Source organism: Methanothermobacter sp. K4, assembly GCF_022014235.1.
Lineage (GTDB): Archaea > Methanobacteriota > Methanobacteria > Methanobacteriales > Methanothermobacteraceae > Methanothermobacter.
The window spans coordinates 224,998-240,216 of sequence record NZ_JAKLTD010000003.1 but is presented as its reverse complement, the minus strand read 5'-3'; the positions used below and the strand labels follow the sequence as shown (position 1 = coordinate 240,216).

17 protein-coding genes are annotated in these 15,219 nt (G+C 45.3%); 9 read left to right on the top strand and 8 right to left on the bottom strand.

Annotated features, from left to right (window positions below):
* Positions 1–24: 24 nt before the first annotated feature.
* From L5462_RS08145 to L5462_RS08130, 4 genes are read right to left on the bottom strand one after another with little or no spacing between them, the layout of a single operon-like run.
* A complete protein-coding gene (locus tag L5462_RS08145; RefSeq protein WP_237780268.1) occupies positions 25–624 on the bottom strand; it encodes a formylglycine-generating enzyme family protein in 600 nt (199 codons plus the stop codon).
* Positions 590–1,663 (bottom strand): hypothetical protein, encoded by a 1,074-nt coding sequence (locus L5462_RS08140; RefSeq protein ID WP_237780267.1) that lies wholly within the window; start codon positions 1,661–1,663, stop codon positions 590–592. The genes L5462_RS08145 and L5462_RS08140 overlap by 35 nt, the downstream gene beginning before the upstream one ends.
* Positions 1,648–3,498: an AAA family ATPase gene (locus L5462_RS08135; RefSeq protein WP_237780266.1), complete on the bottom strand. Its 1,851-nt coding sequence runs from the start codon at positions 3,496–3,498 to the stop codon at positions 1,648–1,650. Before L5462_RS08135 ends, L5462_RS08140 begins: the two co-directional genes overlap by 16 nt.
* Positions 3,499–3,516: 18 nt before the next feature.
* Positions 3,517–4,443: a hypothetical protein gene (locus tag L5462_RS08130; RefSeq protein ID WP_237780265.1), complete on the bottom strand. Its 927-nt coding sequence runs from the start codon at positions 4,441–4,443 to the stop codon at positions 3,517–3,519.
* 154 nt (positions 4,444–4,597) lie between these two features.
* Here L5462_RS08130 and L5462_RS08125 point away from each other — a divergent pair, with 154 nt between their 5' ends.
* The 4 genes from L5462_RS08125 (at position 4,598) to L5462_RS08110 (ending at position 7,045) form a co-directional block, all read left to right on the top strand.
* The gene (locus L5462_RS08125; protein WP_237780264.1) at positions 4,598–5,599 is read left to right on the top strand and encodes a HEAT repeat domain-containing protein; all 1,002 of its coding nucleotides are present in this window, start codon (positions 4,598–4,600) and stop codon (positions 5,597–5,599) included.
* 177 nt (positions 5,600–5,776) lie between these two features.
* Positions 5,777–6,262, top strand: coding sequence for a hypothetical protein (locus L5462_RS08120; RefSeq protein ID WP_237780263.1), 486 nt, complete (start codon positions 5,777–5,779; stop codon positions 6,260–6,262).
* Positions 6,263–6,275: 13 nt separating this feature from the next.
* Positions 6,276–6,800, top strand: a complete 525-nt coding sequence (locus tag L5462_RS08115) for a hypothetical protein (RefSeq protein WP_237780262.1) — start codon at positions 6,276–6,278, stop codon at positions 6,798–6,800.
* 47 nt (positions 6,801–6,847) lie between these two features.
* Positions 6,848–7,045 (top strand): hypothetical protein, encoded by a 198-nt coding sequence (locus tag L5462_RS08110; RefSeq protein ID WP_237780261.1) that lies wholly within the window; start codon positions 6,848–6,850, stop codon positions 7,043–7,045.
* 277 nt (positions 7,046–7,322) lie between these two features.
* On the opposite strand, the gene nikR is transcribed toward L5462_RS08110, so the two are convergent.
* The 3 genes from nikR to L5462_RS08095 all read right to left on the bottom strand — a co-directional run bounded on the left by nikR (position 7,323) and on the right by L5462_RS08095 (position 10,028).
* Positions 7,323–7,742, bottom strand: coding sequence for a nickel-responsive transcriptional regulator NikR (gene nikR / locus L5462_RS08105; protein ID WP_237780334.1), 420 nt, complete (start codon positions 7,740–7,742; stop codon positions 7,323–7,325).
* A gap of 224 nt (positions 7,743–7,966) precedes the next feature.
* Positions 7,967–8,557, bottom strand: a complete 591-nt coding sequence (locus L5462_RS08100; RefSeq protein WP_237780260.1) for an NAD(P)H-dependent oxidoreductase — start codon at positions 8,555–8,557, stop codon at positions 7,967–7,969.
* A gap of 79 nt (positions 8,558–8,636) precedes the next feature.
* Entirely contained in the window at positions 8,637–10,028 is a 1,392-nt protein-coding gene (locus tag L5462_RS08095) for a sensor histidine kinase (protein ID WP_237780259.1), read from the bottom strand.
* A 46-nt stretch (positions 10,029–10,074) separates the two neighbouring features.
* Between L5462_RS08095 and L5462_RS08090 the strand changes: the two genes are divergently transcribed.
* The 3 genes from L5462_RS08090 to L5462_RS08080 all read left to right on the top strand — a co-directional run bounded on the left by L5462_RS08090 (position 10,075) and on the right by L5462_RS08080 (position 12,965).
* Positions 10,075–10,341 carry a hypothetical protein gene (locus tag L5462_RS08090; RefSeq protein ID WP_237780258.1) on the top strand — a complete coding sequence of 89 codons (267 nt, stop codon included), beginning with the start codon at positions 10,075–10,077 and terminating at the stop codon, positions 10,339–10,341.
* A gap of 207 nt (positions 10,342–10,548) precedes the next feature.
* Positions 10,549–10,890 (top strand): PadR family transcriptional regulator, encoded by a 342-nt coding sequence (locus L5462_RS08085; protein WP_237780257.1) that lies wholly within the window; start codon positions 10,549–10,551, stop codon positions 10,888–10,890.
* Complete coding sequence (locus tag L5462_RS08080; protein ID WP_305067734.1) at positions 10,887–12,965, top strand: Coenzyme F420 hydrogenase/dehydrogenase, beta subunit C-terminal domain; 2,079 nt, start codon at positions 10,887–10,889, stop codon at positions 12,963–12,965. Before L5462_RS08085 ends, L5462_RS08080 begins: the two co-directional genes overlap by 4 nt.
* Positions 12,966–12,998: 33 nt before the next feature.
* On the opposite strand, the gene L5462_RS08075 is transcribed toward L5462_RS08080, so the two are convergent.
* The gene (locus tag L5462_RS08075) at positions 12,999–13,496 is read right to left on the bottom strand and encodes a hypothetical protein (RefSeq protein ID WP_237780256.1); all 498 of its coding nucleotides are present in this window, start codon (positions 13,494–13,496) and stop codon (positions 12,999–13,001) included.
* Between the two features lie 226 nt (positions 13,497–13,722).
* Here L5462_RS08075 and L5462_RS08070 point away from each other — a divergent pair, with 226 nt between their 5' ends.
* Positions 13,723–13,884, top strand: coding sequence for a 4Fe-4S binding protein (locus L5462_RS08070; RefSeq protein ID WP_013295546.1), 162 nt, complete (start codon positions 13,723–13,725; stop codon positions 13,882–13,884).
* 5 nt (positions 13,885–13,889) lie between these two features.
* Positions 13,890–15,074, top strand: a complete 1,185-nt coding sequence (locus L5462_RS08065) for an NAD(P)/FAD-dependent oxidoreductase (protein WP_237780255.1) — start codon at positions 13,890–13,892, stop codon at positions 15,072–15,074.
* The last annotated feature ends 145 nt before the right edge of the window (positions 15,075–15,219 follow it).

Genomic DNA, 15,219 nt, shown 5'->3' with positions numbered 1-15,219 from the left:
TCCTCGGTGACAATACTATCAACCTCATTCCCTTACAACCCTGAAGCCAATCATTCCTATTCCCTTCTCAATGTTAACCTTTTTAGGTTCTTTTGGATCCCAGGTATTCGGGAGAAGCCCATGGAAGGGTTTGCCAACAAAGGATACATCATTTTCATGAATCCTTTCAAAAATCCCTTCATTCACAAGAGGGCAGAGACCTCGTTCAATCCAGGAAAGAACTGGCTCTGGGGACCTGTCAGAGCATAGCTTTTTGAGATGAGAAGACGATTCTTCTATAACATCTGAAACTTCAAAAAGAGCCTTCCACTCATCAAGAGTGGGTAATCTGTAATTAAAGCCAAGATAATTGAGAAAGTCATCAATAACATCCAGATCCAGTCCCGTCATGAAAAGCTTCCATATTTTACCATAGGCCATTCTCCAGCTCCTTCTGGGGTTTAATTTAAGAATATCACGGTACCACTCATCAGTATACCTCGAACCTCCCTCTTCCGCCAGAAAACGTTCGAATTGATATTTACTGACAGGGAATAAACCGATGAAGTGTTTCCATCCCTCAAATTGAATTAATGGAAAACCTGTCCTGTCAAATTCTATAGAATAATCCCCATAGACCATCATCAACCCTCTCATAAGGCTCTAAATCCTTCAGGTATTCCCATGAACCTTCATCATTTAATCTGTAAATTTTACCATCCCCTGTCAGCAGCCTGGAATTTCCAAGAGGATATGAGGAGGATTCCCTTAGGAAAAGATATTCATCTTCCCTGAAGATCAGGCACCCCCCTACAGGAAGCCCCCTTAGAATCGGACCTCCTTCAGGGCAGGTAAGAGTATTTGATTCATGTTTTTTCTTGCATTGAGGGCATATGAAATGCTCTGAACTGATACATGATCTTATTATACTCCTTAAGTTGTCAGGGATTTTATTCCATTTATTCACTTTGAACCAGGGATTTTCAGGTTTAAAAGCTATTTTTTCTATTTTAAAACTCTTCTGACGCTTTATATTGAGTTCAGGATATGATTTATCAGTGCAGATAGCTGCAAGATGGATTTTGAGATTTTCAGAGGATGGTTCGATTTTAATAACAAATTTACCCTCCTCAAATAGTACACTTGATGATTCACATGATTCTATACTGTAATAAACAGGTGCAAATCCATCTCCAGAAACAAAAACTTCTAAGGGATCGTTTTTTACCAGAGAAGGTATTTGGACACTTACATCTGAAAGATTAACCACATTGTATTTGCCATAAATTTCACCATTCCCCATGTCAATAAAAATAATCCTTTCAATAATACCGGTATCCTCCCAGTCATCCAGGTCAATTGGAAGCTTTGATGAAAGCAAAAAGATAACACCATTAAAATCTTCACCGCCCAGGTCCTCCAGAACCGGATTTATCAATAGGGGCCTTCCAGCATTTTCCTTGATCCAGCCGGGACCACCTCTTTTTATATCTCCCTGTGTTCTAACCGGGTACCTTTCATTCCTGCCAAGGAAGTATAATCTCCTAACCCTTCCCGGAAGTATATCAATAATCTCTGTTGAAACCCGGAGGATATCCTTCCAGTTATCCTCTGATGGCTCAACTACAAGTACAACTGGAACTGCAAAGCTTACCTCACAGTAAAAGTTCATGATCTCCGACATTCAATTGCCCCATCATTAACATATACGCTGAATTCTATATCCCGGAGCCCCTGATCTTCAGCAAAGAGTAATTGGTCCGCCAGTATATGCCCTACTTCATCTTCAAGTGCATTGACAAGTCCTCTACCACCAAATTCTGATATTGAGTCCCCATGTTTTTTAAGGAAATAATCAACCACCTCTTCCTGGAAATTAAGCCTGTAACCCTTATTGGAAAACTTGTCGCGGAAGTTATCTGAAAGATCTTCAAGTTTGCTCTGAATGATACTCCTCTGAAAATTCGCCTTATCCAGATAATTGAATGCAATTATATGTGAACCTATCCTGTTTAGAAGCTCTCTTCTTGATATTTCATGTGTAAAAAATTCTCTTACCGCCCTGGTAAAATGTTCCCTTACTCTCTTATCCCTTTCGGACTCAGAAAGGCTTCTGTCATTTAGTATATCATCAAGTTCATTCTGTTCGGATACTGGATTCCCCCTGCTGTCAACGGTCCTTGTACCTATATTGGAAGTGAATATTATCACACTCTCTGTAAAGAAGACTGTCTGTCCCCTGCTATCTGTCAGACGACCATCATCAAGGATCTGAAGGAATATATCCAGAATCTTTGGGTGTGCCTTTTCAATCTCATCAAAAAGTATCACAGAGAATGGCCTGTTTTTTATGGCTTTTGTGAGCTGTCCGCCCTCATCATAGCCAATATAACCTGGAGGGGAACCTATGAGCTTTGATACTGTATGTTCCTCTTTGAATTCACTCATGTCAAATCGGAGGAACGCTTCTTCGGTATCAAAAAGATACTCTGCAAGTTTTTTTGCCAGAAATGTTTTTCCAACCCCTGTGGGACCTGCAAAGAAAAATGTTGCTTTTGGTTTTGATTGTCCTCCTGATGCGAGCCCCACAACGCCTGCACGGGCTTTCTTTATGGCATTCACTATTTCTCTTACAGCATGGTCCTGTCCGATAACCCTTTCTAGAAACCAGTTTTCAGCCGAATCTATGAGCCCTTTGGGTGGTCCAATGAGAGGTATTCTGCTCCATGGATCTTCTTCCGTCCCTATACGGTACCTGTTTACTATCTTCTTAAGCGTTGAGGATGATAATTCCCCATTTTCATCTATTTCTGCCAAAACATCACTTAGGATGTTTTCGAGGTCCTTCATGTAGAGGCCCTCTGTTATGTTAGAGAGAAGATCGATCTGGTCTGACTGAACATTGTTTAAGGAGAGTGATGTGGAGTAGTAAAGGTGCCTTTCTGTTTTATCAGGAAGCGGTATCTCCATTACTGCCACTCTGGGGGAGTTGGTGTAATATTCAACAGGGACCATTGTGTCTCTGAGTGATACCATTATCAGGCGGTTATTTTCAGAAATATTCTCTATTATTTTCTGTATAATCGTTACAAGCTCTGCTGTATCCTGAGAATACATCCCATCAGGGCAGTAACCTGTAATTTTATCCATATAGTTTATGACGAATATTGTTCTTTCGTCAATGGATTTCACTTCATCTTCCAGCCACCTGTGGAGGACGTCACTGACCCTGTCCTGGCTTTCGGTTTCACGTATATCAGGTTGACCTCCCTTTAGCGGTGTTATTTTCTCAAGGGACCATATTGGTGAGTGGCCCCTTTCCTCATGGTCAAAAAAGGTTCCCCAGCTGACTGTTCTGTCATAACCCAGTTCCGCCCCGATACTGTTTATTAGATCCGTCAGACCCCTTATCAGGCTTCCATCATCTTTTATGTAAGCCGTATCCCTTATATTACCGTGAAGGATGAGTACCTCCTTCTGGTTCAGTAATCTTTTGAGATTTTCCTGCCATACCGCCATCAAAAAACATCTCCTGTATTAAATGCTTCTTCGATGGGTTCTGGGAAGAAGTTTTGCCCTTTTTTCTTTGAGGATGGGTTTTTTCTGTGGCCTTTTTTCTTCTCCCTTAAATTTGGTCATGATGCCATATTCATTAAGTTTTTCTGAGAATCTGTCGAACTGTTCATAGCATGCCCCATCTTCATCTGAAAATGGAGATTTGACTTCTATTCTCTCAAGTGTAAGTGAGAACCGCATTTTTCCCGCGGAATATGATTTTAGCTCATAGATAATCGGGCTTGAAGGGTCATTTTCGTCCTGTAGATGGGGTTCTGCCACCTCTTTCCACCCCATTTTATCAGCCACCCTCTTTATTGAGGATAGGACCTTTTTTCGCATTGAATCCTGTGACTCAAGTTTTCTTGCCTCTTCATTGAGATCCTTCAACCTTTCCTGCAGAATTCTAATTCTGTATCTGGCCTCTTCAAGGTTCCCCTTCTTTATTTCATCTGAAAGCATCCTTATCGCATTGGCTAATCTCCGGGAATCTGATGGCTTCCATTTAAAAATGAGTTCCTCTGTCCCTTTAAATTCAGCTTCCAGTTTCTCAAATTGAGATATGAGTTTTTTTTCCTTTAGGACTTTAGATTTTATTTCTATAACCGTCTTCAGGTTTTTTTCTCCAACATCCTCTGCAGCCTTCAGAGAATCAGCAATCCTTCGAAGTTCAATGCTATCCATTGAATCGTCAAAATAGACATTCAATGGTTTTCTGGCCCATGAATTTATTTCTTTAAGTTGCGGAAAACTCTCCCATGAATCAGAAGGGATCTGATCCATTACTTCCAGCACCTTACCCTTTAAACCATCAATACGGCCCCTTGAAAATATTATGCTGGATATGGCGAGCTGCCTGGCCTCCAGCTCCCTTTCAAACTGGATATCTGAAAACTTGAGTCCACTCATTTAATTCACCGCCAACCATGACCATTAATTACCTCCACTTGACGTATATGTTATAATGACCTTTAATATAACTTTGTATCAGAGAATTTAATTATATAATGGAAACATTAATAGAGAACTGATTAAAACTGGTTTATGTTAGGAGAGGATATAAATGTCTGATACTGATAATGATGGATGCGGAGGATGTGTACTTCTAACAATATTCCTTATTGGCTCCTATTTAATTATATCAGCAATAGGTTTAGAAGGTTATGTGATACTGATAGTGATTGTGGTTTCACTGTACATAATTTTTAGACCCCGCGAGACCAGTTCAAAGACAAAATATGTACCCAAAAAGACCAGTTCAAACCCAGGATCTGCAAACAAAGATTATTTTGGCTACAATAATGAAAAAAATTCTGTCCAAACAATAAACGAATCAGTGCAATACAATGCACATCCACCGCACGTCCAATGTTTACCAGAAGATTTAATAGTTGCTCTTGATTCTGAAAACAGGGAAAGTTACATTGAAGCAGTGAATAGACTTATAGAGATACTCCATGATTCAGAAGAAGCATATTATAGATCAATGGCGGCAAGTTACCTTGGGGAAACAGAAGATACAATAGCAGTAAGGGCACTTATAGATGCAAAGGATGATCCCGACGAAAATGTTAGAGAATCAGCTGCAAGAGCCCTGAAAAAAATTAAAAACGCACAAAAAGACCTTATAAAAAACTATGAAACACTTATATGTGAAAACGACTTTTTCAGGCCATATAAAATCTATCTGTCTGAAGGGAAATTCGTAGAGTGCAGAGTTTGTGGACACTCCAAATTCTTGCAGAGCGGAGTAGAAGAAGTCATAGGATTCATAGGAGATCAGAAATATCCGCAAAGAGATGGAAAAAGGTTATTCGTCGATCTATGGGATCAGGAAAACAAAAAAGCTAAAAATGCGGACATAGATGCCCTATGGATAATACAATCAGAAAACATAGACTACGGATGGGCAATCAGTGCGGTGGTCCAGACACTCAAAAACGATATAACAAGACAGAAAGAACTAAATGAAATACCTGTTACAATAAAGGGAACTCCAGAAATACCCGACGAAGAAGCAGAAATCCTTGAGGAACTCTTCGCAGAAATAAGATTTGAAATCTAACCATTTCCAACTTATTTATCAATTAATATCATTCCATCTCAAAGAGTGCATATACATCACATAAGTCAGAGAACAAAGGTTTTGGTTAAAATGATTTTTATGTAAATGTATGTACTGCTAAATTATATACTTAATTGTCTATATTTAAAATATAGTCTTTAGTTATAAGGTGGTTAAATGTCGATAGATTCTGATAGTAGCGATAAGAAAAATGGAAAGTTTGCTGGCTGGTGGAACCGCAGGGGACCACTCACAAGGGCGGCCATCATTGTCCTTGGGGTAATCATCTGGTCCGCCACCACCTATTCCTATGGTTACGATAAGGGTCTTGCTGGAGCCATAGAATACGAAAAGGACTCCTTCCAGGTGAGCATTGTGAACTACACAATCCAGAAGGGCGAAGGCGGATTATATGAGATCCAGGGGGAAATCCAGAACAACTATGATAAACCCATATTGCTCAACCCTAGCCTGGAAGCGAAGGGCTTTAACTCCAGTGGTGAAATGGTTCTGTACGCCCCTCTATTCATAACCTGTTCAGGGGAAATCAGGCCAGGGGAGAAGGTGAAGTTCAGGGGAGATTGCCCTATCCTGGAGGGTTACAGCCCCGATGATATCCTCATTGGGATTAAAACTGAGTGTTCAGGTTATGCATGGGCCTAGAAAGGTGATCTGAATGGCTGAGGATTTTCGTGAAGAAAATAATGGAAACTTTTTCATACGCTGGTGGAGGAGGAGGGGGACCTTCACAAAGGCAGGTATAGTGGTATCCCTCGTCATAATATGGGGGTTCCTGATGTTCATCATCGGTTACAGCGATGGGTCATCCTATTTCTACGACCTTCACATGGGGGATGTCCAGGCAGAGGTGCTCAACCACACAGTGCTTGTTGATCCCAGCGAAGGCTACGTGGTGGAGGGGGTTGTCCAGAACAGGTACAGGGCCACACTCCTACTGGACTGTGTATGGGTCAAGGGCTATAACTCAGATGGAGAGGTAATTGCCCTTGGAATGGCTCCAGTATTCACCAATTCATCCACGGTAAAGACTCTGAGACCTGGAGAAACCGCCTACTTTAAAACAACAGAGTGGGCATTTGAGGATGGATACTACCCTGAGGATATAGCCTACTTTGGTTTAACAGCCAGAGGTAACCTCTTAACACCCACAGGGACTTTATGTGGGGTGGAGACAGAGTGATGGTCTGATGTGCCCCTCTCCATCATGTGAGGAGCAGGGTGAGAAAGATGGATATTGCCAGGGACAGGAGGAGCAGAAATCCAGTGGCACAGCACCATGCTGAAATGGTTCTTAGCTCCTCAGGAACAGGCATTCATAAACACCCCCATCTTCTATTTTTAGGGAAATGGAGATCCCATAAAACTTTCTGCTTTCATTCAGTGAGGCTGTCAAATTTTTCTAAAAGATTGAAATTCCCTAAGTGACATCCAGTAACTCTCCTTTTTCATGTCATTTTTAATTATCTATTGATTCATATTTTCATAAACACATATATAACATCTGTTGAATGGGTGAACTTATCGTGAAGTAAAGGTCCGGAGGAGTAAACATAGAACACCTTAGAGGAGCAGAATATACATATCTAAGGCACTGAAACACTGCTCTGAACCCCTAACAGAACATGCATGCAGCCCATGAATGGATAACTGGTTCGGGTCAGCATCAGCTTCAGAACCCTACAGTTATCCGCCTCTTAACCATTCATCTCTCATATTCAGCCTCCTCTTCAGCCGAGACACTGGTGAGTCTCACGTGTTCAACTCCCCGGAGGCCCATCATCCTCTCTGTGAGTTCACGTATCTCTGAAACATCACCTCTCACCACGAGGACCTCAAGGCGATGTTTTTCTGTGAGGTGAACCCTCATGACAGCGTCTATGTACTCCCTGTAGTGGTGCTGTATGTCAGCTATGTCCTCCATTGCCCCTGTGTGGTGGTTGTAGATCACTGAGACAATACCTGTCCTCTCACCCTCCATCTCATTCATCCACCGGTACCTGACGATGTAATCCTTTATTGCATCCCTTATACCCTTTGATCTTGACTGGTATCCCCGGTTCCTCAGTACCTCATCAAATTCCTCAAGAAGTTTGCGTGGAAGAGACATGCTTATCCTGGTCATTGTGTTCATGGTATCACCCCTAATCTGTGACACCCTAAAATCTGTGTATGAAGTATAAATAATTAAATATTATTTAATGTCAGAATAGCATGAGATGTGTATTACTATAATTTACATCTGATCTTATAACTCCATCCATAGAGGTGTCTGGAGGGTCTGTGATTCCTGGTTTGAAAGATAGGGTAATCATGCTCAGATTACCCCATCAAAATGAAGTACTCTCCTCAGAGGTTCCTCCCTGCCCTGCGGGCCCTCCTGAGATTTATCTCCCTGCAGGAGTCATCCCCTGGCACCATACCCCCAAGGATCTCCATGGTGACACCCTTAACACCCACCCCGAGCAGCCTGTCACCTAACATGACGCTTCGCATGCTCTCTGCAATGCCTGTCCTCTCAAGGTGTTCCTCTGTGTGGCCTGCAGAGCAGAGCACCACAGCCTTTTCAATGTCAATCCTCGTGCCCCGCTCTCCATCCTCATAGAAGTAGGCGTACCCGTAGGTCCAGACCCGATCAAACCATCCCTTGAGTTTCGCAGGGCAGTCACTCCACCAGAGAGGATAGATGAATGCAAGGGCGTCAGCCCTCCCGATCTTCTCATGCTCCTCTATAACATCCAGTGGTAATGGTGACCCCTCATCCTGACTGATCTCCCTGAGGTACTCCTCCTGACTCAGTTCTGACCTGAAGTTCATCCCGTAGAGGTCCCCGACCTCATATGTGTGTCCGGCTTCACTGAGGCCCTCTGTAAATGCCTCCAGAACCTCCCTTGAGAAGGACGTCCTGGATGGATGTGCAAAGAGAATATAGACGTGCATATAAATCCCCTCCTATATTATGTTGGAGAGCACTTATAATCCTCAGGAAGCCCATTGAAATCCATGTTACAGGACACCCTTAGAGTCTCCTCCTGTAGTGAAGCTCCCTGAAGGGTACCGTGACATCTGTACCCCCTACATCCTCCCTGAGGAGTATCCTGAGGTCCCCCTCTATCTGCCTGGCAAGGTTCAGTGCAAGCTCGAGGCCCATCCTTTTCTCACCTGAAAACCCCACACCATCATCCACTACCCTGAGACAGTAATCTGAGTTCGTTCTGTTGATTTCAACCTTCACGGTACCCCTCCCCTCAGGGAAGGCGTGCTGAAGGGAGTTGGACACCAGCTCATTTATTATCAGGGCCAGTGGCATGGCTGTCTCAACGTTGAAGGTATGGCGGGCGTCTATGTGAAACTCAACATCCAGTGCATCAAATGCTGATCTGAGGTGTTCCACTATCCTCATTATGCACTCATGCATCCTCACCTCTGCCATGCTCCCCAGCCCATACACTGATTCATGGATTGCTGCCAGTGTCTGGACTCTGGTTGATGTCCGTATGAGAGCCTCCCTTGCATCCTCACCGGCAGATCTCATCTGCATGTTTATGAGGCTCAGGATGATCTGGAGGTTATTCTTCACCCTGTGATGGAGTTCCCGGAGCAGCGCATCCTTCTCCATGATGTTCCGCTCTAGTTCCTCCTGAACCCTCATGAGGTCTGTTATATCTGTCAGGGAGATTATTGCCCCCTCATCAATGGGGATGTACCATCCTGTGAAGTGTCTCCCCCTAACTGTAAGGCTTCTGATGTGTGATGGCGCTTTCACATCTCTGAATCCATAATTAATGGACCTGTAATCAATTTCAAGTTCTCGCATTGCCCTGTTGATGTGCAATGGATTGCCATCTGCATCTATAACGGCTATGGCCTCCTCAAGATTCTCAATCACATCCCTGAAGAATCTTCGTGTGCTTCTAATCCTTCTTTCATTCATGAGGCGTTCATGGTCGAGTGTATTGAGCCTGTGGGCTGTGAAGGTTATGGTGATTATGATAAGTGCAACTGTCATTGAAAGGAGGAACACCTCCGCAGGGAATGGGAGCTGCTCCCTCCCCCTCAGTACAAGGACCCCTGCTACCGTTACTGTTGTGATGATGGTTGCAAGGAGAACCCGTGCTGTGTAGCCCCCCATCATCCATGAGGAGACAGGCTCAATAACTCCCCTATCAGGGTAAAGGCCAAGTATCCCCACACCGGCCATGAGAAGTTCCACTGAAATGATGGGGTTCACCCTCAGGGCCTCGACGGTTTCTACCACACCTGTGAGGTGGGTCATCACCAGGGCATAGGATATGATGCCTGTGATGTATGCAAGTGTCTGACCTGCATGATAGTATCTGCGGATTATGAGGATTAAACTGCAGGAATAAGCTGCTATCAGCGGATTTACAGGTAAGGTAGCTGTACTCATCCCCAGAAAACCAGGGAAGTGTAACAGCTGAAATGTGATCAAGATGATGGATAGAAGAAGTGCTGTTTTTTTCCGGGATAGTCCAGTCAGAATTACAGATGCACCAAGCAGCACGAGTCCCATGTGGAATGGAAGATCCATGCTGGAAGGCCACCCCTGTGCACCCACCATTAAAAGCGCTGATGATGATATCAGAATCACAGAAAAGCCCATCAGATGGGGTACAGTATTTTTCATTTTGAGATTTTTAGAGGGGAGATCCATTTCAACACCTCATACTTATCTGAAGAGGATAAACATAAAAATCTATTGAATAAGCCACAGAATCATGGTTATTAAATCATTGAACCTGAATTCATCATGCTGATGGACAAAAAGAGTCATTTTATCCGCTGATAATGTCCATAGATCATGATAACCGGTGTATTCAGATTTGAAATATTGGGTGCGCAAAGATTATATACCATTTACCACACAGTAGTGTGTACAACACATAGCTGTGTAAAATGAGGGTCATGAGATGGGTGGTATATGTGAAAGGTTCGAAAAGGAGATCAGACGTGGGGCCATACAGCTCGCAGTGGTCTGTCTCCTTGAAAGAGAACTCTACGGATATGAAATCGTGAAAAAACTTAAAAAATCAGGATTCAGAGTTGAGGAAGGAACCATCTATCCACTGCTCAGAAGACTTGAGTCCGAGGGAATACTTGAGAGCAAATGGAATACAGGTGGAGGTAGACCCAGAAAATATTACAGGATCACAGATTACGGGAAGAAGGTAAGGAAGAAATGGCTTGAATTTTTCAGGACAGTGAACCAGGCGATAAAAGAAATTGAAACGTTTATGGAGGCAGATCAATGAATAAACTTGATGAATTCATAGAAAGGGCGACCAGGAGATTACCATCAGAGGAAATGGAGGAGGTTGCCTGTGAACTGAAAAGCCACATACTTGACAGTGCAGAGGCAATAGCCGCATCAAGAAAAACCGAAGTTAATGAGGAGGTGATCGCTGAGGCCCTGGAGAGAATGGGGTCACCTGAGAAAATCGCAGAGATGTACCCCTCAGAGAAAAAATGGAAGCCTGGAAAGATCGTGGAGTCAGGAATCTGTGCAAGGTGCGGTACCTGTGCAGTCATATGTCCCAACAGCATCATATCATTCAATGGCCATCCTGAACTCAGAGAAGAGTGCCTCAGAAACGGCCATGGTATGTGCTTCGAGGTATGCCCCAGGGTCTCCTCAGACGGTTATCAGATCAGCATAAGGGAGAACTTCCAGGAGGAGGTATACCATGGAAGGGGAACCGTGAGGGGCCAGGACGGTGGTGTGGTAACAACGTTTCTCAGATACCTCCTCAAAAACAGCAAGATCGACGGTGCCATAGTCGTCGGCGATGAACACTGGAAACCTGTATCACTCCTTGTGCAGACAGCAGAGGACCTTGAGGAGACAAGCAAATCAAAGTACAGCATATCAACCCTTGATGCCCTCAGAACCGCTGGTGAACTCGGACTTGAGAGGGTGGCAGTTGTTGGACTTCCCTGCCAGATAAACGGTCTAAGAAAACTCCAGTACTTCCCCTACCTTGCAAAGCATGACCTGGAACTTGGAAGAAAGGGCAAACCAGTGAAACTCCCCGAGATACGTTACCTCATAGGCCTATTCTGCACCGAGAAATTCGAATATGGCGACCTCAGAAAGCTGCTGAGGGAAAATGGTATCAGAATGGAGGACGTTGAAAAATTCATCATAAGGAGGGGTAAGCTTGAGGTTCAGCTTGCTGATAAAACAGAAACACTTAACCTCAGGGACATCAGGATCTCAGAGGGCTGCAGATCCTGCAGGGACTTTGACGCAAGCCTTGCAGACGTCTCTGTGGGCTCCGCTGGAAGCCCCGAAGGTTACTCAACAATCATAGTGAGAACCAGGAGGGGCGCTGAAATAGCCGATGCGGTTGAACTCATGGAGAGTGCAGATAAAACGAAAATAAAGAAGATGAGGGACCTGAAACTCAAAAGATTCCAGAGGGAACTTGAGAGAAGGAGAAAGAATGGTGAATACATCTCCTTCTACTGGACCTCCGATTACCCTGGCGTATCCAGGAGGGCCGATGGCACCTACTTCATAAGGGTCAGGGCCCGGCCATCAGGATGGTACAGCCCCTCAGAGGTGAAGGAACTTGTGAGGATCGCCGAGAAATACGGTGCAAGGATCAAGGTCACCAACAGGGGATCCTATGAGCTCCACGATGTGAGTGGCTTTGACGTTGAGGACGCCGTTGCTGAACTCAACTCCGCAGGGCTCCTCACAGGATCAGAGGGTCCCCTTGTAAGGGCCACACTTGCCTGTCCAGGTAAGGAGAACTGTGGAAGTGGGATCATAGACACCACAGCCATCTGCAGTGCCATAGAGGAGAGGTTCAGGGAGATGCCAGCACCATACAAGTTCAAGATAGCGGTGAGTGGCTGTCCAAACAGGTGCATGAGGCCCCAGATCCACGATGTGGGTGTTGCAGGTGTTGAATTCCCTGAGACCATTGAGGAAACCTGTAACGGCTGCGGCAGGTGCTTCGAGGTCTGCAAGGTGGAGGCCATCAGCGTGCGTGGTGAGACCTCCCACACCAACCATGACCTCTGCGTGGGCTGCGGTAAATGCATAAGGGAGTGCCCACACACTGCAAGGAGGGCTAGAGAAGAGGGTTACATACTCTACATAGGCGGTAAGGCTGGTAGAGAACTGGTTGAGGGTATAAAGACCCGTGTTAACACTGTTGATGAGATACTGGAATACATAGACGCTGTTATCAGGGTCTACACCAGGTATGCCAGTAAGCCGCAGAGGGAGAGGCTCGCATCAACCATGAAACGTGTCGGTGAGGAAAAGTTCATGGGTGAGGTGAGGAGGCTCATAAAGGGGAGATCACATAACCAGTGAGAAGGAATAAAAAAGGAGGGATCCCACAGGGGATCACTCTAACTTCACAGTCTCAAGTATGGCATCAAATGTTGCGTCATTCTTTGGTCCGCTGTACATGAATGCATAGCCGCTTGTCCTGTTGAGTTTCAGGTACACGAAGACCGTCTGGCTCGTTGAATCTGTGGCCTTCACCATTGCTGCGTTACGCCCGGCGACCTTTATTATGCTGGATGATACAACACCCTCATTGCTGGCCATCTCCTTCCTGACGGTTTCAGGATCCTTCAGGTAGTAACCTGCACCTGCACTTACCTCTGCAACTGCAAGCTCTGAGGTGCTGTTACCAAGGTAAACTATGACATCCTTGGAGATTCCCACCTCCTTCTTGAAGGCCCCCTGAGCCCCTGCAGGGTCAAGGGTCTCCCATGATGCGGGATATGTGAAGTTCAGTTTTCCGTCAGAGAAGCTCTTATACTGGGGCTCCTCACTCACACAACCAGATACAAGGACCGTTGCGGCCACAAGAACCAGAAATAAAATTTTCTTCATAATCAACCTCCCTTATTAATAGTTGTCAGGGAGATGATTTATAATTTATCCCAGAAACCATCAACATATAAATAGGGGGCTGTTGAAAGATCAGAAACTATTGTAGTAGCCATGTTGTGGCCAGGTCAGCGGGATTGGGAACTATATATATACTTCTCCCCCAAAGTATAAACACCCGCATGATTAAAGATTCATGATCTGTAGAATTGATTTTAGGTTGATAACCATGAAGGTGAAGGAATGGTGTATGTTCTGTGGGGAATGTGCAGGTGTGTGCCCACGGAACCTCATAGAGGTCAGGGAGAATTCCCTGAAATTTTCAGAGGACCAGTGCAGGGAATGCAACATATGCATACAGGTATGCCCTGTGAGGGCCCTTGAGAGGTGATTGACATGGTAACTGAAGTTGATGTCCTTGTGATTGGAGCCGGCCCGGCCGGTTCAACAGCAGCAAAACACGCCGCCATGGGCGGGGCAAGCGTACTCCTCATTGACAAGAAATCAGAGATAGGGGCCCCCAAGAGGTGCGCCGAGGGGGTCTCAGTTGGTGGACTCGAGTCCCTGGGGATAGAGCCAAATCCCCGCTGGATCACAAAGAAACTTGATGGTGTGCGTCTGGTCTCCCCCAATGGCACAGATGTATGGCTGACCTCAGATAAGGTGGAGCTGCCAGAGGCAGGATACATACTTGAGAGGAAGGTCTTTGACAAGCACATGGCAATGGACGCCGCAAGGGCAGGGTCAAAGATCATGGTGAAGACCCTTGCAACCGGGATGGAGAAGACCGTTGACGGCTACCTTGTCAGCGCAGAGTGCATGGGAAGGGAGTTTGAGATAAAGGCCAGGATAGTCATTGCAGCCGACGGCCCTGAGTCAAGGGTTGCCAGGTGGGCCGGCCTCAACACAGCCACAAGGCCCAAGGACATGGAGTCAGCGGCCCAGTTCGAGATGGTTGGAGTGGAGATGGAGGATAATAACTGCATCGAGTTCTACTTTGGAAGCGTGGCCCCTGGTGGATACGCCTGGATATTCCCAAAGGGGGATGACATCGCCAACGTGGGTCTGGGTGTTCTCTCAACAGAGACTGATAAGAGCGCCTATGAGCACCTCCTGGAATTCGTTGAATCATGCCCGGCAACAAGGAACGCCCAGCCTGTTGAACTCAACATCGGCGGGGACCCTGTTGGTGGAATGCCAAAGGAGCTTGTGGCCGACAGCCTCATGGTTGTGGGGGACGCTGCAGGTCAGGTGAACCCCCTCACAGGTGGCGGTATAATAAGCGGTATGACCGGCGGTATGCTGGCAGGAAGGGTAGCTGCTGCAGCGATAAGTGAGGGTGATGTCAGCAAAAGGAGGCTCAGCGAGTATGAGAGGATATGCCGTGAGGAGATCGGGAAGGAGATAGATAAGTACCTCAGGGTCAAGGACTACATGCTCACACTCAGTGACAGTGAACTCGATTCAATCGCAGAGGCATTCCAGGATGTTGAGTTTGAGAAGGTGAGCACCACAGAACTTGTTAAGAAGCTCATAAAGGTCTCTCCAAAGGCCCTCCTTAAACTCGGCAAACTATTCTAATTTTATATTTGAGTGCCAGTGAAGAACCCATCAACTGAAACCTATCTTTTTAATCTATTCTGTGAATCCAGACTCATTGTAGCATTCTATCCTGTAGTGGCGCTCACCATCTATCTCCCAGAAGAATTCTTCCCTGAACTTATCT